15 protein-coding genes, 1 pseudogene and 1 riboswitch are annotated in these 17,611 nt (G+C 41.9%); of the genes and pseudogenes, 6 read left to right on the top strand and 10 right to left on the bottom strand.

From position 1 onward, the window contains the following. Window positions 1-102 precede the first annotated feature (102 nt). Window positions 103-372 (top strand): annotated as a pseudogene (locus tag IEW82_RS00500) (acetylxylan esterase); the annotation flags it as partial. A 168-nt stretch (window positions 373-540) separates the two neighbouring features. Here IEW82_RS00500 and IEW82_RS00495 read toward each other — a convergent pair. Together IEW82_RS00495 and IEW82_RS00490 are read right to left on the bottom strand one after the other, a co-directional pair. Beyond that, window positions 541-1,101, bottom strand: a complete 561-nt coding sequence (locus IEW82_RS00495; RefSeq protein WP_188687786.1) for a processed acidic surface protein — start codon at window positions 1,099-1,101, stop codon at window positions 541-543. Between the two features lie 62 nt (window positions 1,102-1,163). Further along, window positions 1,164-2,552 (bottom strand): sigma-54 interaction domain-containing protein, encoded by a 1,389-nt coding sequence (locus IEW82_RS00490; protein WP_188688836.1) that lies wholly within the window; start codon window positions 2,550-2,552, stop codon window positions 1,164-1,166. Between the two features lie 255 nt (window positions 2,553-2,807). Here IEW82_RS00490 and IEW82_RS00485 point away from each other — a divergent pair, with 255 nt between their 5' ends. Next, window positions 2,808-3,725, top strand: coding sequence for a proline dehydrogenase family protein (locus IEW82_RS00485; RefSeq protein WP_188688833.1), 918 nt, complete (start codon window positions 2,808-2,810; stop codon window positions 3,723-3,725). Window positions 3,726-3,760: 35 nt separating this feature from the next. Beyond that, window positions 3,761-5,305 carry an L-glutamate gamma-semialdehyde dehydrogenase gene (pruA, locus tag IEW82_RS00480; protein ID WP_188687784.1) on the top strand — a complete coding sequence of 515 codons (1,545 nt, stop codon included), beginning with the start codon at window positions 3,761-3,763 and terminating at the stop codon, window positions 5,303-5,305. Between the two features lie 362 nt (window positions 5,306-5,667). Here pruA and solA read toward each other — a convergent pair whose 3' ends face one another. From solA to IEW82_RS00460, 4 genes are all read right to left on the bottom strand, one after another. Continuing rightward, complete coding sequence (solA, locus tag IEW82_RS00475) at window positions 5,668-6,825, bottom strand: N-methyl-L-tryptophan oxidase (protein ID WP_188687782.1); 1,158 nt, start codon at window positions 6,823-6,825, stop codon at window positions 5,668-5,670. A 91-nt stretch (window positions 6,826-6,916) separates the two neighbouring features. Continuing rightward, entirely contained in the window at window positions 6,917-7,759 is an 843-nt protein-coding gene (locus IEW82_RS00470; protein WP_188687780.1) for a MetQ/NlpA family ABC transporter substrate-binding protein, read from the bottom strand. 38 nt (window positions 7,760-7,797) lie between these two features. Then, complete coding sequence (locus IEW82_RS00465; protein ID WP_188687778.1) at window positions 7,798-8,460, bottom strand: methionine ABC transporter permease; 663 nt, start codon at window positions 8,458-8,460, stop codon at window positions 7,798-7,800. Beyond that, the gene (locus IEW82_RS00460; protein ID WP_188687776.1) at window positions 8,450-9,490 is read right to left on the bottom strand and encodes a methionine ABC transporter ATP-binding protein; all 1,041 of its coding nucleotides are present in this window, start codon (window positions 9,488-9,490) and stop codon (window positions 8,450-8,452) included. Before IEW82_RS00460 ends, IEW82_RS00465 begins: the two co-directional genes overlap by 11 nt. Window positions 9,491-9,578: 88 nt before the next feature. Next, window positions 9,579-9,688: riboswitch (SAM riboswitch) on the bottom strand. A gap of 316 nt (window positions 9,689-10,004) precedes the next feature. Between IEW82_RS00460 and cax the strand changes: the two genes are divergently transcribed. Then, window positions 10,005-11,096: a calcium/proton exchanger gene (cax, locus tag IEW82_RS00455; RefSeq protein ID WP_188688830.1), complete on the top strand. Its 1,092-nt coding sequence runs from the start codon at window positions 10,005-10,007 to the stop codon at window positions 11,094-11,096. A gap of 100 nt (window positions 11,097-11,196) precedes the next feature. On the opposite strand, the gene IEW82_RS00450 is transcribed toward cax, so the two are convergent. Next, window positions 11,197-11,931 carry a prepilin peptidase gene (locus IEW82_RS00450; RefSeq protein ID WP_188687773.1) on the bottom strand — a complete coding sequence of 245 codons (735 nt, stop codon included), beginning with the start codon at window positions 11,929-11,931 and terminating at the stop codon, window positions 11,197-11,199. On the opposite strand from IEW82_RS00450, the gene IEW82_RS20165 reads away from it, so the two are divergent. Further along, window positions 11,872-12,006: a hypothetical protein gene (locus IEW82_RS20165; protein WP_268237326.1), complete on the top strand. Its 135-nt coding sequence runs from the start codon at window positions 11,872-11,874 to the stop codon at window positions 12,004-12,006. The two genes, IEW82_RS00450 and IEW82_RS20165, sit on opposite strands and share 60 nt — an antisense overlap. 455 nt (window positions 12,007-12,461) lie before the next feature. Here IEW82_RS20165 and lipA read toward each other — a convergent pair whose 3' ends face one another. From lipA to IEW82_RS00435, 3 genes are all read right to left on the bottom strand, one after another. Next, on the bottom strand, window positions 12,462-13,388 hold the full coding sequence (lipA, locus tag IEW82_RS00445; RefSeq protein WP_188687771.1) for a lipoyl synthase: 927 nt from the start codon (window positions 13,386-13,388) through the stop codon (window positions 12,462-12,464). Window positions 13,389-13,399: 11 nt separating this feature from the next. After that, entirely contained in the window at window positions 13,400-14,218 is an 819-nt protein-coding gene (gene lipM, locus IEW82_RS00440; RefSeq protein WP_188687769.1) for an octanoyltransferase LipM, read from the bottom strand. 512 nt (window positions 14,219-14,730) lie between these two features. After that, window positions 14,731-15,696 carry a bile acid:sodium symporter family protein gene (locus IEW82_RS00435; RefSeq protein ID WP_188687767.1) on the bottom strand — a complete coding sequence of 322 codons (966 nt, stop codon included), beginning with the start codon at window positions 15,694-15,696 and terminating at the stop codon, window positions 14,731-14,733. A 320-nt stretch (window positions 15,697-16,016) separates the two neighbouring features. Between IEW82_RS00435 and IEW82_RS00430 the strand changes: the two genes are divergently transcribed. Next, entirely contained in the window at window positions 16,017-17,540 is a 1,524-nt protein-coding gene (locus IEW82_RS00430; protein WP_188687765.1) for an ABC transporter substrate-binding protein, read from the top strand. The last annotated feature ends 71 nt before the right edge of the window (window positions 17,541-17,611 follow it).

Below are 17,611 nucleotides of genomic sequence, written 5' to 3'. Positions count from 1 at the left end.
ATTTTGGATGATTTTTGAATAAAGATGCATTGACAGTTATGTATACAATCACTACTATTAATTTAAAAGTAAGCGCTATCATCCTGGATTGAACAATCGCTTTTGGCGGATTATAAGCGTATGCTTGACTTGGATATCATTATTTCAGTCTATGAGGAGATTGCCTATTACTTTAGATTTTTTGATCCCAATCATTTCAGAGAGGACACAGTGTGTCTACCATCAACACAGTTTGCGACCTATAATAAAATTCAGTCGGAGAAGGAACTCTTGATCTATCTAAAATATGGGCATGAAAGATTGCCCTACTTGATGGATATGGCCCTTCATTTTTTCTTAACATATGATGCCGGTGCATTTCTTATTTGCTGACATATTCAGAGAAGAGTGAGCGCGTGTAGCTTTGCATGCAGCACCATCAGATCTGCTTTGCAATGGCTTCTGTATAAAAGACAAGGTATATTGAAAAACAAAAAGAGGGTTCTAAGTGCCAGATAGGCTTAGGCTTAGAACCCTGTTTAAGGTGAAAGCTTTGCAAGTTTAAAGTGCGGTATGTTTTAGGACGCTGGAAACTTGTTGCAAGGTTTGCGGTTTAATCAGTAAATCGGCTAGCTTTTTATTATGGGTATCATAAATGTTTATGATAATAGGTTGCGTGTCTTCAAGCGTTTGCTTGCTGACAAGTGTGTTCAATGACAGTGGCTTTGTACCGTCGTCAGTTTTCATATAGAAATCGGCCTTTAACTGAAGCAGCTCAAGGCCATCGTTGATCTTAGCTACCCATTGCTGACGCTCTTTTTCTGTCATCTGCCCATTGATAGCATGATTTTCAATGTGGCCTAGTTCTGCAGAGACATTCTTTAACGCTGGAAGTGCCGCTGACAGGTCAAGCTTTCCGAAGTGAATAAAGAGCCGATTGATTTCACTTTGTGAGAGTCCGCAGGAACTGCTTAACTGCTTGGCATGACTAGAATAGTCCTTGACTTGTGAAGGTGAAAGGTCCGTGTCCTTTTTATCAATGGCTTCACTTGGATGGGGAATGAACACAAGTCCGATCATCAAAAGTAAACTCAAACTAACGGTTAAAAATATCCTTTGCATGTGTGTCACCATCTTAATTCATTTTAATAATAGTGTTGACACAATTATTGAAATGTAGACACTTATCCATTGATTTGATATTGCTTGAGCTTCTTATATAGGCTTACCCTAGAGATTCCCAGCTCTCTGGCGGCTGCACTTTTGTTTCCATTATGCTTTAGTAGAGCGTTTTCGATATGCTTTTTTTCCAGGGCGATTTTTTCACCAATTAAGGTCGTGCCTTCCTCCTGAAGCATGATGTGATGATCTTCATTAGGCTGGATGCTTGTTGAAAAGAAGCTGGCAATCTCCGCTTTTCCGATAACGGATTGATCAGAAAGGATGACTGCACGCTCCACAGCATTACGCAATTCTCGCACATTCCCTGGCCAATTATATTGTAAAAGGTAACGGTAAGCTTCTTTTGTGAAAGTAGGTAGCGTAAGATGATACTGCAGCGCAAATTCATTTAAGAATTGCTGAACGAGTTCTGGAATATCTTGCAAGCGCTCGCGTAGTGGTGGCATGTTGATCTGTATGACATTAAGGCGATAGAAAAGATCTGAGCGAAAGCTTCCTTCCTTCACCATAGCTTCTAAATGACGATTAGTCGCTGCGATAAAGCGGACATTGATCTTTTTGCTTTTGGCAGCGCCTACACGAAAGAGCTCTCCCTCTTGAAGGACGCGCAAAAGCTTCACTTGCATATCTAAAGGGAGTTCACCAATTTCATCTAAAAATAGTGTTCCGCCATCTGCTGATTCGATTTTGCCCATTTTCCCTTCCTTAACAGCTCCAGTAAAGGCACCACTCTCATAACCGAATAATTCACTCTCAAATAAGGCATGGGGGATAGCGCCGCAATTGACAGGGACAAAAGGTGCCTCTCTTCTTGAACTTGTTTCATGAATTGCTTGAGCGCAGAGCTCCTTTCCTGTTCCACTTTCTCCGAGAATCAGGACAGTAGCATGTGTTGCAGCGGCTTTCATTGCTAATTGAATGGTCTTTTGAATGGCTTCACTTCGCCCTTTCAAACGAGAAAAGGGACTTTCTAATTGCTGAGCATACACTTTATGCTTCAGTTCATTAAGCTGATTGGATGTCGTCGACAATTTTTCATTGAGTTTAACGATATGAGTAATGTCCTGTTCAATAGATAAAGCGCCGATAAGCTGGTGATTATCGTCATAAATGGGCGAGGAATTGACAAAGACATGTTTATCCTCACGTGGTCTGTGGTAGACATTTTTTACAGGCTGTTCTGTTTGGAGGACCGTAAAAACCATAAGATCTGTTGCTTTAAAAAAGGTTGAAATGGGTTTGCCAATGATCCTTTCTGCAGAAATATTGTAGGTCTCTTCAGCGGCTTTGTTCCAAAACACAACTTCACTCTTGCGATTAATGATTGTAATGGCATCAGTATCCGTATCTAAGATCGCGTGTAAATAGTGAATGACGTCCTCGATTCGCATCAAGCCTCACCACCCCTTAAATGTAAGTGTATACATTTTATACAATTGTAAATATAATATACGATTTTACACTGGTATTGTAAACACATCAGACTTTGGTTCCGTATACTCTGCACATTTATTTTTTGGCATGATTTTTGCAAGGTAATAAGGTGTAGAGAGGATTATTTAGGGAAGGTCTTTTAGAGAGAAAAGGGGTTTTGCAACCTATCACATTGAAAACTGCTGCGGATGCAGTGACATGGGGGTGAAATGATGGAACAATTATTAAGAAATTTCTTTTTGTTCATGGGAAAAAATCGACGGCTCACCACGCTTGCCAAAAAATATGGCATGCGTTTTGGCGCAAGTCGTTTTGTCGCCGGCGCCTCATTGAGAGAAGCTATACAAACGATCCGAGACTTGAATGCGCAAGGGTTCGCTGTGACGATTGATCACCTTGGGGAATTTGTCGACAATGAACAAGAAGCTATAGAAATGGCTGACCACTGCATCCACGCGATTGAAGCCATTGCCGAGGAACATTTAGATGCTCAGCTCTCGTTGAAGCTGACTTCCATGGGTTTAGATATTGATAAAGATTTGGCGCTAGCCAATATGCGCCGTATTTTGGATGCGGGTCAAAAGCACGATGTGTTTGTCACCATTGATATGGAAGATGAACCCCATTGTGAGATAACCTTAGACATCTTCAAAGCATTAAAGGCTGACTATGATAACGTTGGTACGGTTGTTCAGGCATACTTATACCGGACGGTAGACGATCTTCAAGCATTGAATGCCTATCATCCGAACTTGCGTATTGTTAAGGGCGCCTATAAAGAACCACCAGAGGTTGCTTTTCCTGATAAAAAGGATGTGGATGACAACTATAAAAATTTGGTGACGATTCACCTGCTTCAGGGGAATTATACGGCAGTGGCAACGCATGACGAAGCCATTATTCAGTTTGTCAAATCGCTTGTGAAGAAACACAATGTGTCCAAGGATCGCTTCGAATTTCAGATGCTTTATGGCATCAGACCAGAGCGCCAAAAGCAAATCGTCAATGAAGGATACAAGATGCGGATCTATGTGCCTTACGGCGAGGATTGGTATGGCTATAATATGCGGCGTCTAGCAGAGCGTCCTGCAAATGTTGGCTTTGTTTTAAAAGGTTTATTTAAAAGATAAATGGTGTCATATAACAAATCAAAGGAGGCAATATCATGGTCTTACCTTATACTCATGAACCACTTACAGATTTTACAAATGAAGACAATCGTCAGGCGTTTAAGGAGGCTTTAAAGAAAGTAGCAGGGGAACTTGGCAAGAGCTATCCTCTCATCATTGGTGGTGAGAAGATGACAACAGAGGATCAATTGATCTCGTATAACCCTGCCAAAAAAGATCAGGTAATTGGAAAGGTATCAAAGGCGACAAAGGCGCATGTTGATCAGGCCATGAAAGTCGCTCAAGAGGCTTTTGGAGAATGGCGAACATGGGCACCGGAAGTGCGTGCGGATATTTTATTCCGAACCGCAGCCATTGTGCGCCGTCGCAAGCACGAGATTTCAGCCTGGATGGTCTATGAAGCAGGGAAACCTTGGGGGCAAGCCGATGCTGATACGGCGGAGGGCATTGACTTTCTTGAGTATTATGGCAGACAAATGCTTGAACTGGCTAAAGGTAAAAAGGTGAATGATCGCGTTGGGGAAAACAATCAATTTATCTATCAACCTATGGGTGTGGGCGTAACGATTCCACCGTGGAACTTTCCATTCGCTATTATGCTCGGAACAACGGTTGCCCCAGTCGTTTGTGGAAATACGGTGCTTCTAAAGCCAGCAGAAAGCACGCCGGTTATTGCTTATAAAATGATGGAGATCTTAGAGGAAGCAGGGTTGCCAAAAGGTGTCGTCAACTATATTCCTGGTGAGCCAACAGAAATCGGTGATTATTTAGTGGATCATGCGCAGACCCGCTTTGTGAACTTTACCGGTTCTCGTGCAACAGGTGTACGGATATATGAGCGAGCAGCTAAGGTTCAGTCTGGTCAAACCTTCTTAAAAACGGTTGTCGCTGAAATGGGTGGAAAGGATACGATCATTGTCGATAAGGAAGCGGATCTTGATTTGGCAGCGGATGCCATTGTCCATTCTGCCTTTGGCTTTTCTGGGCAAAAATGTTCTGCTTGTTCACGGGCTGTGATTCATGAGGCCGTATATAATGAAGTATTGGAGAAAGCAATTGAACTAGCGAAGCAACTTGTTGTGGATGATCCTACTAAGGATCCTTACATGGGGCCAGTAATCAACCAAAAGCAGTTTGATAAAATCAAGGATTATATTGAAATTGGCAAGCAAGAAGGTGAGCTTAAGCTTGGTGGGACAACGGATGATTCAGAAGGGTATTTTGTTCATCCTACTATCTTTGCTGATGTTGCACCTGATGCTCGCATCATGCAGGAGGAAATTTTCGGTCCTGTTGTGGCTTTTGCGAAGGCGAAGGACTTTGATGCGTTATTATCCATTGCGAATAACACAGAATACGGTTTAACCGGAGCGGTTATCTCCAATAATCGGGAGCATTTGAATCGCGCGCGTACAGAGTTTCATGTGGGTAACTTATATTTCAATCGTGGGTGTACAGCAGCCATTGTGGGCTACCACCCGTTCGGTGGATTCAAAATGTCTGGAACAGACTCCAAAGCCGGTGGACCAGATTATTTACTCAATTTTATGGAAGCAAAAACAATCTCTGAAATGCTATAATGTCGACACTCCCCCAAGCTTTGAGGGAGGAACTGCCACAGTGGATGTTCACTGTGGCTTTGCTTTTTTTATACTATCAGAATGTATAACTTCGCTGCCGCTCATAAAGGAAGAGAGTATAAGGCGGGCTTTGACTTTCGCCTTCTAAGGCTTGCGGGTACCTTAAGTGTGTGAGTTGCAAAAATCACATCAGGAGTACCAGCGAAGGGGTGCAAGCCAAGTTTTCTAAAAAGATCAGAAGGTATAAAATTTCTGATCATGAGGACGGTGCGGATTTCCGCTCCAGGCCGTTCGCTTTCCGTGGAGGAGTGGCAAGTCTCTCCGCGTTGCGCAGCTTTTTTCGGGACGACTTAGATTTGACTTTAGGTTAGATTGCGCTTTTCGTTTGAAGAGAAGCGCTCTAAGGAAAATAGAGAGAGATCATGCTGTGTTGCACCATGAAGGACCCATTCGCTTAATGCTTCACCAAGGACACTGGCGAATTTGAATCCATGACCTGAGAAACCGGTGGCAATGAGCATATTGTGCTGATCCGGGTGTTCGTCAATGATGAAATGACTGTCGATGGAACGTGTCTGCAGACAGGTCCGGCCATTTAAAAGCGAGCCATTGGCTTGAGGAAGGTAGGCTTGAAGACATTCCCTTAGCTCTTTCTCATCACTATTGTGGGAGCCGAAGTTTTGCTTATGCTGATTAGGATCTATGGGCTGACCACCATCCGTTCGACCGATTTTTAAGCCTGTTTTATTCAGCGCTGGAAATCCATAAAACATACGTGTGCCTTCATCGACGTAAAAGGAAGGAAACGCGTCTGCTGCATACAAGGATTCAGGGGCCTCAAACCAACCAAACACCTTTCGAATCGTTTGGATGGGGAGGTTAAGGGGTTTTAACAGTTTAGCAGTCCATGCCCCTGCCGTGATGATTACCTTTTCCCCATAGTAGTGACTATTTTTTGTTGTGACCTTGATCGGGTGCCCATTAAAATCAATGTCTACGACGGGCTCGCCGCCAATGAGCTCAGCGCCATTGGCTAAGGCTATCTCCTTATAGGCCTTAAGGCAATGTTCACTAAATAATACGCCTGAGTCTGATTCTAGGCATCCGATAAAATGCTCGGGAACCGTAATTCCTGGCCATTTTTGCATGATGCCTTGTGCACTCATAATATCTAAGGAAAGATCGTATTTAGCAGCGGCTTCAATAGTTTCCTGTAAAAATGGGGAATGCTTTGGTCCTAATCCAAGAACACCTGTTTTCTCAAAAATTTTATATGGGACTGCGGCTTCAAGGTCTTCCCATAATTCCTGTGCGCGTTGAACGAGCTTCACATATTGACGCCCTTCACCGTAGGCATGGCGGATCATGCGCGTCTCCCCATGGTGACTGCCATGAGTATGTGGCGGATGAAAGGCATCAATCATTAATGGCTTTATCCCGCTTTTTGCCAGAAAGGCACCGGCTGCCAGCCCCATGGTTCCAGCTCCCACAATAATGCAATCATAAACGTTTGTTGTCATGGCTACTCCCTCTCCAAGATTGAAAGAAAAACGCTTGACTGATTTTTTCCAAGCGCTTTTCTTCTTACTTTAAACATTTCATTTGATGAGCTTAATATTTGAGATCTGAAACGGGTTTGACGACTGGAATGGCTGCGCCTTTATATTGTTTCTTTATAAAATCTGTGACTTCTTTTTTGTGGAAGATGTCTACGATTTTTTTGTAGGTCTGATTATCTTTGTCCTTTGTTTTAGCTGCAATGATATTAACATAGGCGTTATTGCTTGAATCCTCACGGAAGATCGGGTCATTGGTTGGGTTGAGGCCAGCATTAATCGCCATATCGCAGTTAATGATAGCTGCTGTTGCATCATCCAAGCCGCGAGGGGTTTGACCTGCTTCTACAGGCGTGATTTTCAAATGCTTTGGATTTTCCTTAATGCTTTCTTTACCTTCAGTTCCAGTAAAGTTAGAGGATAGCTTAATTAAACCTGCCTTTTGGAGCAAGGCAAGGGCACGGCTTAGATTGGTTGCGTCGTTAGGCACAATGATTTGATCGCCATCCTTGATGTCCTTAATATCTTTGATTTTCTTAGAGTAGATCCCCATCGGCCAAATCGCAGTGGTTCCGATATCGGTTAAGTCCAAATGGTGCTGCTTTTTAAAGGAATCAAAATAGATAACGGTTTGGAAAGCGTTAAGGTCAATATCGCCATTATTTAAAGCAATGTTTGGCTGTACATAATCACTGAACTTTACAATTTGGATGGTGATATTTTCCTTCTTAGCTAGTTTTTTCACTAAATTCCATGTTGGCAATTCAGCCGGAGAAATGCCAACTTTGACGGTTGCTGGTTTGCTGCTGCTTGCATCTTTACCAGTGTTAGAAGAGCCACAAGCAGCAGTTACAATAAGTACAAAAACGAGAATGAGTGCTAATAATGCTTTTTTCATAAGATGTTTACCTCCAAAATGTTTATATTTTTATAGGGTTACTTCCTGCGAATTTTTTTAGCAAGAAGGTTGCCAATCGATTGGATAAGCTGGACGAAAATAATCAATAAAACAACCGTAATAATCATCACAACTGTCTGGAATTGCTGATAGCCATAGACAATGGCTAAGTCCCCTAAGCCACCGCCGCCAACGGCTCCAGCCATTGCTGAAGCTCCGATTAAGCCTATTGTAGCAATCGTAATCGCTAGAATGATAGACCCTAACGCTTCTGGTAATAGAAAGCGCCAGATGATTTGCCAAGGTGTTGCTCCCATCGCTTGAGCCAATTCGATTACGCCATGATCTACTTCTAATAATGAATTTTCGATCAATCGTCCAATATAGGGTGCAGTAAAAATCACCAGAGGGACAATAGCCGCAACAGTTCCAATAGATGTTCCAACAATCAGCCGTGTAAAAGGGATGATGGCGACGATAAGAATGATAAAGGGAATTGATCGAAAGATATTAACAATGACACTTAGACTAGTGAAAATCGTTTTATTTTGTAAAATCCCATTTTCCCGTGTCACAACTAGTATCACGCCTAAAGGGATTCCGATAATTAATGAAAATACAAGGCCCAATCCAACCATTAGTAGCGTTTGTTCGATGGCAGTTCTGAGTTCTGGACCAAAATAACTCCAATCAAGCGCCATGAATATCAACCTCCCTCACAGTGACCTCTTGCTGCCGAATATAAGACAAGACCTGTTCAATGGCACTAGGCTCACCTTGAAATTCAATGATTAAATGACCAAAAGGGATGCCTTGGAGCTCCGTGATGGTGCCATGAATGACATTGACATCGATGGGAAAGCGCTTGGCAATTGTCGACAATAATGGAAGATGAGTGGACTGTCCCTTAAAAAGCACGCGATACAAATACATTGAATCATTTTCTTGATGTTTCTCTTTGATTAACGCCTTAATCGTTGGTGGGATGGCATCATTAATAATCGTGCGCACGAAATTTTTTGTTATCTCTTGCTGTGGCTCGGAAAAAACATCTAATACTGAACCTTGTTCAACAATAACCCCGCCGTCAATGACAGCGACTTTGTCACAAATATCGCGAATGACGTTCATCTCATGTGTGATCATTAAGATGGTTATCCCTAGTTCATCTCGAACCTTCTTTAAAAGCGCAAGAATGGACTGTGTAGTATCTGGATCAAGAGCTGATGTAGCCTCGTCACATAAAAGAATATGGGGATCAGTCGCAAGCGCCCGGGCGATACCAACTCTTTGCTTTTGTCCGCCTGAAAGTTGATCAGGGTATTGCTTGGCTTTATCCGAGAGTCCGACAAAGGATAGGAGGGCATTGACCCTTTTCTCAATTTCCTCTTTGGGTCTACCGTCAATAATGAGTGGCATCGCCACGTTTTTAAAAACTGTTTTTGCATTGAGTAGATTAAATTGTTGAAAGATCATACCGATCTTCTTGCGTTCTTTTCTAAGCTGACTGGCCGTTAAGTGTTGTAGATTAACCCCATCGATGAACACCTCACCTGATGTTGGGCGTTCAAGGAGGTTGACACAACGGATGAGTGTACTTTTCCCTGCACCACTAAATCCGATGACGCCAAAGATTTCTCCTTGACCGATTTCTAAACTGATGCCTTTTAATGCTTCCACTCGCTTGCTATCTTTTCCGTATACCTTGTGAATATCTTTAAGTACTAGCATAGGAACCTCCTTACTTGACTGAACTGAAGACGCATTGTAAACAACAAAAAAACCTCTTTCATTCCGAAAGAGGTTCGTATCTTAGAAAACCTTATCTTTCAGAATGAGATAATCATTCTGCAGGATGTAGCACCTGTTCCATTAAGGAAGGTTGCTGGACGTCATTGGGCCTGTTCCCTCGGTCACTCTTGATAAGATAGTTATTTAGTTTATGTCATACAGGAAAGAGAACGGATAGGTTTCTCTTAGGTGTCTATAAACTTTTGTAAAGTTAACGAGATTAATAATATCTCGCGTAAGAAAATCTGTCAATCCTCATTTTGTATTTCAGGAGAAGAGGTTGCGCTTACACCCTTGATGCGGCAAAGAAAAAAATTTTTTTATGGGTATGTTCTAGTGAACGGTTACATTAATCCTCCCCTCCAGGTGCCTACGTCTGGAAAGGTGGAGCGTGCCAGTGAAATTAGGTTCTCTTCTCACATCTGGCTATGCATATCCCTCTTTGAAAGCGTCCATGCTAAGAAGGAGTAGAGAGATAAACGAGTCGGAGGTTGCGATGAATCGATTATTTTTTATTCTTATGTTGATAGGTGTTCCGCTTTCTATCGTTGGCCATGTATTAAAATGGAATGATATCATGATGTTTGTTTTTTATTGCGTGACGATCATTAGTTTGGCCAATTATATTCGCCGTTCGACAGAAAGCTTAGCGGCTGTGGTGGGAGATACCGTAGGAGGCCTTTTAAACGCAACCTTCGGTAATGCTGCAGAGATTATTATCTCGTTTTTTGCTTTGCGTGAAGGATTGAATACAGTCGTGATTTCTTCAATAACGGGTGTCGTTTTAGTCAATCTGCTCTTTGCTGGTGGGCTATCTATTTTGATAGGTGGCTTAAGGTTCAAACGACAAAATTTTAACGTCTTTAAAGCACGACATAATACGGGGTTACTCATGTTTGCGATTGCTGTAACTTTTGTGTTGCCCTTTATTTTTGCCAAGCGGATGAGCACAGAGAATATGCATTTTTTATCAACAGCCTTTGCCATTGTCATGATCCTGCTATATCTTTTAGCTTTATTTTTCAAATTGGTGACCCATAAGGGAGCTTACGTAGGTGAAGGAGAAGCACAACTAGAGACGGAAAAGCCAGAATGGTCGATGGGGAAAGCAATGCTCATTCTCGGAGCGGCGACAGTGGTTCTTGGATATATAAGTGAAAAATTAGTGGGGACGATTGAGCCTGTCGGCAATGCTCTAGGCTGGAGTGATGTATTTATTGGCATTATTGTTGTAGCGGTGGTAGGAAGTGCAGCCGAATATGTGTCGGCGATCTATATGGCCTATCAAAATCGCATGGATGTGATGATGGAAATCGCCATTGGTTCGACCGTGCAAACGGCGATGTTTGTCGCTCCAGTCCTTGTACTTGTCTCATGGCTGTATACCTTTTTGCCCCTTGTTTTTAATACAACAGAACTGGTTGCCATGATTATAGCTGTGCTTATGACTATCTCCATTACAAATGATGGAGATACCAATTGGTTTGAAGGGGCATTACTCATAGGCACATATATTGCTATGGCGTTTTGCTTCTATTTGATCTAAAGAAGGTAGGCTTTAGTGAGAATCAGCTAATGATTTTATTGAAAATGGTTGACGAGTGATAAAGAAGGGATCTTTTGTCATTTGAGATGCAGGTTTTTAACTAGAAAAGAAGCAGATCCTTAACAAAAGAGACGTAGGCCTGCAGGAGACTGTCCCCATAGAAAAAGGCAGTAAATGCGCCAATAGCAAGGAATGGAACAAATGGGATCGGTCCTTTTCTTTTTCTCTTTCGTAGCAGTTGGGCCAAAAAAGTGATCCCCATTCCAACAAAGCAAGCAATAAAGAGTGCTAAAAGGCTATCCTTCCATCCCAAAACAAAACCTAGCACACCAAATAGCTTGATATCCCCGTAACCCATACCATTTTTGATGACCAGAGAGGCTAAGAATAAGAGGATGAGGCTGATACATGCCCCTAAGAGGGCTTCCGCCCATGAATTCCAGGTGAAAAGGAGGTGAAGAAGGCCAAATAACAGGATAAAAAAGAGTAAGAGCTTATTGGGAACTAAAAAATATGTCAAATCTGACAGGGTTAAAATAATCAGCATAGCACTGAAGCTTAGGGAAATAGGGAGTAGCAGGGGCTGGTGATGGTGCAGGCAATAATAGAGGATAAAGATATAAAGCAGACCTGTGAAACATTCAATCAGTGGATAAGTGATGGGAATACGCTGTGAACAGGTTTGGCATTTTCCCTTTAGCAGAAGAAAAGAGAGAATAGGAATGAGCTCTGAAACTGTCAATCTTCGCTCACAAAAGTCACAATGCGAGGGTGGATGGATGATGGAATTGCCAAGGGGAAGCCGGAAACTGACAAGGGTAAAGAAGGACCCCATGATAAGTCCAAAGAGGAAGAAGTAGATGTAAAGGAAGAGGATAGTATCACACACCTTTATGAGGAGTTAGTGTAAGGGGATTCATAAATTACAATAAACGACCGCGTATCATTTGTCAATTTGTAGACGAAGAGGCATGAGAAGGGCCTGTAATCGTGTGATAGGATCAGTTGGGGGATAGCACGACAAAAGGTGGGCGCTCCCAGATCAAAGGGTGAACGTAACTAAAGACGTGGACATTTTAACAAAGGTCTCGACCAAAATAACACATAGAGCCCCAAGTTACCAAAAGGAGAATTCATCCAAGGATACAAGTTTCGGAAATCAAGGTGTGAGCGTAACAACTGGTATGCCCAATTTAACAAAAGCCTTCCAAAAAATAACCAAAGTCAATGGCATCAAGCTAGAGAAGAGGCTCCAGAGCCAGGTGTTTCTCTGTGTCCATAAAAACGCACCTCCAATTTTAAGGCGAACCTAAAAATTGGGGGTGCAGGTGGAGTAAGGGTTTATCAAGTGACTGAGAAGGAGATTTACCTCGCTTCCTCTATTTTCTTCCATTCCTTCATCAATTGGCGACGACGAGCCGTTTCGTTGACTTGTTCATCGGCATGATAGGAAGAGCGAACCATAGGACCGGATTCACAATGACGAAAGCCCTTTTCCAGTGCGATCTTTTTAAATTCATCAAACTCATCGGGATGAACGTAACGTTCGACATTAAGATGCTTTTTAGTTGGTTGTAAATATTGACCTAATGTCAGAATATCAACTTTATGGGCAAGTAAGTCATCCATGGCTTCGAGTACTTCTTCTTTGGTTTCACCAAGTCCAAGCATCATACTGGATTTCGTTGGCAATTCAGGACTCATATCTTTAACGCGTTTTAATAATTCTAAGGAACGGTCATAGGTTGCACGCGCACGGACGCGCTTGGTTAAGCGACGCACAGTTTCGATATTATGATTAAAGATATCTGGCTTGGCGTCCATAAGAGTTTTCAGGCTTTCATAGTCGCCCTTCATGTCAGAAGGGAGGACTTCAACCGTACAATTTGGCACGCGGCGACGGATCGCACGAATCGTTTCAGCAAAGACAGCAGCACCACCATCTTGTAAATCATCGCGAGCAACGGCAGTAACAACGACATGACGGAGACCCATTGTTTCAACAGAAGCAGCGACTCTTTCTGGTTCTTGCCAGTCAAGCTCAGTAGGTCTACCGGTTTGAACTGCACAAAAACGGCAGCCCCTTGTGCAAATATTCCCTAGGATCATAAAGGTAGCGGTTTTTCTGCTAGCCCAGCACTCATGAATATTTGGACATTTGGCTTCTTCGCAGACCGTATGTAGACGATTTTCACGCATCATTTTCTTTAAGCTTTTGTAGCTCTTATTTGTATTCAGTTTAATTTTCAACCATTCAGGCTTTCTTTGATAGCCTTCATTATTAGTGGACATATCGATCACTCCTAGCGTGAGAAAGTATATTCAGGGTTTTCGTACTTCTCTTTAGCAAGCTGACGGGCCTCTTCTAATAATTCTTTTTCGGGTTCATAAGGAACGAGTTTAATCTCCAATCCCTCTTCAAAGCCTTTTTTAAAGGCGGTCTTAACCTCCTCTAATGAAACAGGGAGTTCTAAGATTTGATTAATGGCAACAGCCTTATCTCCAAAGGCTTTCCTAGCACGCGCTCTAATTTTTTCATTTGGAAAAGCAAATAGATCAAATAGAACGTTATCATCAATTTCGAGTGGAATCGAGCCATGTTGTAAGATCACGCCTTTTTGGCGTGTTTGTGCACTGCCAGCAGCCTTGCGTCCGTCAATGACTAATTCATACCACGAAGGCTCCTCGAAGCAAACCGCTGTGCCTGATTTTCCTGGAATGTTTTCTGGTTCAGCGAGTTCTGCTGAAATGCTCAAGGCTTGATAGCCTTTCAATAACCCTTGAGATAAAACCCTATAAGCCTGTGTAATAGAGGAGGGCATTTTAGGATGACTTTCACTAATAATAACACTATAAGTTAATTCCTTGTCATGTAAAACCGCTAATCCTCCAGTAGGCCGTCTGACAATATCAAATCCGTGTCTTTTGGTTGCGTCAACATCAATGCGATTTTTTGTTTTTTGAAAATAGCCGAGAGATAGCGCTGCAGGGTTCCATCCATAAAACCTAAGGATTGGCTTAAGTCTTCCCTGATGGACCCAATTTAATAAGGTCTCATCAAAGGCCATGTTAAAGGATGCGGATTGATCACCAGTATCGATATACAGCCACTCTTCAGTCATCGAATTTCCTTCTTTCATAAAAAAACGATTTAGTGCATTAAAACACTTTATAGATATGATAAACACCCTTGGCTAATAATGTAAACATATTTGCGGGAAGTCTAAATTTATGGAATTATCCGTTTATTTATAGATAGGAGTGGGAAGCTTTGATCAGTCGGCAATCGCACGCTTAAAAAAACCAATATAAACGAGAAATATACTAAGAATTAAGTGTGATTTTAAGTGTTACATATGGATATTATCCAGTGAAAGCGTTAGAAAACTTGTTTTTTTACCGTATTGGCACTCCTGATGTGATATTTCAAATCACACATTAAGGGGACACCAAGCTTTAGGCGGTGAAGGTCAAAGCCTAAACTTATATGAGCACCCTTATAAGATTAGTTAACAAGGTTGTACATTCTTATCATTTAAAAAGACTCATCATGTCGTGAACTTATGCCCCAAATGTTAGTTATTATCTAACCTTTTAGGTTGTTTCACAAATTGACGAGTCTTTTTTTTTCTAGTTATGAAATGCGTTTGGTGGTTTCCTCTTGCTCTGGCCCGTTATCTATAAATCTGCGGTAGAGTGTAGCGATGATTGGACCTGAAATGTTATGCCAGACACTAAAGATTGCGCTTGGCACCGCAGCGAGTGGTGAAAAGTGTGCTTGAGCAAGTGTAGCACCAAGGGCGGAGTTTTGCATGCCTACTTCAATGGATACAGCCTTTTGTTTGGCGGGTGTCATCCGCATGAGCTTTGCCGCTAGAAAACCGATAATGAGTCCTAAAACATTGTGTAAAATGACAGCGACAAAAATCATGGCGCCAGTTTTAGCGATCTGCTCATTGCTTAGGCTGACAACCGCAGCAACAATCGCAATAATTGCGATAACTGAGACAAGGGGAAGAACGGTGACTCCAGCTTCGATTTTACTTTTGAGAAGGAGTCTAGCCATAATGCCTAATAAAATCGGTATGATGACAATCTCTAAGATCGATAAGACAAGTGAGCCAAGATCGACAGCGACCCATTTACTCGCTAATAAAAGAATGATAAATGGCGTAAGCAAGGGCGCGAGTATTGTAGATACAGATGTAATTGCAACAGATAAGGCGGTGTCTCCTTTAGACAGATACGTCATGACGTTGGAGGCCGTTCCACCAGGGCAGGCTCCGACTAAAATGATACCAACAGCAACATCCTTAGAGACAGGTAAGAAATTGGCGAGTAAAAAGGCTAATAGAGGCATGATGACAAATTGAGCGACGACGCCAATAGCGACATCCTTTGGTCTTCTAAAGACTTCTTTAAAGTCTTGGACTTTTAGTGTCAGTCCCATACCAAACATGATGATGCCAAGTAAAATTTGTACATAAGGTCCAATCCAAGTAAAGCCGCTAGGGAAAATGAAGCCTAAAATTGCAAAAAGGATAACCCATATGGCGAACGTATTCCCACAAAAACGACTGATAGCTTCTAAAGTTTTCATGACTTCTCTCTCCCTTGTTTTTAGATATCTTTAAATTATAATAGTGTTCGAAAATATTACAATACTTAAATAATATTGAATCAGAAAAAAATTTCTATGAAAGACTGTTATGACACAACGAAATCACTTATAGTTGAGGGGAAGTATTTATTTTAGTGGTTAGTATTCGACCTTCAAGCCCCCCTTGTATATAATCGACGTAGAATCTATAAGAAGCGGAGGATGGCTCTAGCAAGGTTGAAGAAGATTATGCAGATGTCCACCCAACTTATAGGAATTAAAATACCAATTTAACAAAATGTTAAAAGGATGACGTTCAAATGCGAAAGTATGTATACATGTTACTAGCCATTGCGGCGATGACCTTCTTAATGGCTGGGTGTTCTGGTCACTCTGAGTCGCAGCAGAGTGGTAAGCCAAAAAAAGACATCACCGTTCGGATGATGGCTGATCCTGATTTTCTTGATCCGCATAAGGCAACTGCTTCACTTACCTTTCAGATGATGCTTAATGTCTTTGAAGGGTTAGTGAACCCCGCGCCAAATGGTGGCATTGAGCCAGGCGTCGCTAAGTCTTATAAAATGTCAGAGGATGGATTAACTTATACGTTTAAACTGAGGCCCGGCATAAAGTTTCATAATGGGGATCCTGTTACTGTGCAAGATGTGGAATATTCTTTTGATCGATTGACGGGTAAGTCGACAGGCCAACCTTTGTCCAGCAGTTTGGCGGCCATTATCAAGTCTGTCACAGCACCTGATGATCAAACGATTGTGATTAAGCTGAAAAAACCGTATTCACCGTTTTTAACCGAGTTGACCGCTGTTGATGCAGCCATTCTTGATAAAAAGAATGATGCCAAACAGAATACGCATCCTATCGGGACAGGACCTTTCAAATTCGTAGAATATAAACCGGAAAATAAGCTCGTTTTGGAAAAATTCGATGATTATTGGAAAAAAGGTGTGCCTTATTTGAATAAGGTGACATTCTCTTACCAACCGGATGATGATGCAGCCTTCATGAGTTTAAAATCAGGCAACTTAGATTTGACAAGTGTACCGGCACATAAGGTGGATGAAATTAAGAACGCTTTTAATATTATTCCTCAGAATAGCAATGCTGTCTTTTTAATGGGGTTTAATAATGCTAAAAAGCCTTTTAATGATGTTCGTGTGCGTCAAGCAATTAATGATGTGGTGAACAAGCAGGACATCATTGATGCGGCCTTTTCAGGACATGGTTCGAAGCTAGGTTCACATATGAGCCCTGCCATGGGTAAATATTTTGATAAGTCAACGGTAGGGGATTATCAGCCCAATGTGAAAAAAGCTAAACAGTTATTAAAAGCAGCGGGATACAGCAACGGCTTTTCAATGACGATCACAGTCAGCTCACATAGTCCGGTCTATTCCGAGGCTGCACAAGTCATTGTTGAAGAGCTTAAACAGATCGGTATCCATGCTAAAATAAATGTGATTGAGTGGGCAAAGTGGCTTGATGATGTCTATAAACAGAAAGACTATGAAGCCACGATTATCGACTTTACTGGTAAGCTAAGCCCTTTTGATACATTGAGCCAGTATCGCTCCAATGACCCGGAAAATATGATGAATTTCAGTGATGAAAAATTCGATACATTAATGAGTCAGATTTTAAATGAATCCAGTGAGGATAAGCGTGTCGCCTTGTATAAACAGGCACAGGAAGAACTCAGTCAACAAGCCCCTGCTGTATTTATTTGTGATTATCAGACAGAGTGGGCGTTGAATAAACAGTTTACTGGGTTCACTAAATATCCGATTTATTATTTAGATCTCGCTCATATAAAGCCTGCTAAATAAGAGAAAAGGATTGGAACAAACACAAGTCATACATTCATAGATAGTGCAAATAATGGGGAGCTTTTAGCTCC

The sequence above is a fragment of the Pullulanibacillus camelliae genome (genome assembly GCF_014642655.1).
Classification (GTDB): Bacteria; Bacillota; Bacilli; order Bacillales; family Sporolactobacillaceae; genus Pullulanibacillus; species Pullulanibacillus camelliae.
The sequence above is the reverse complement of the archived record's forward strand: the minus strand, read 5'-3'. Positions and strand labels throughout refer to the sequence as shown.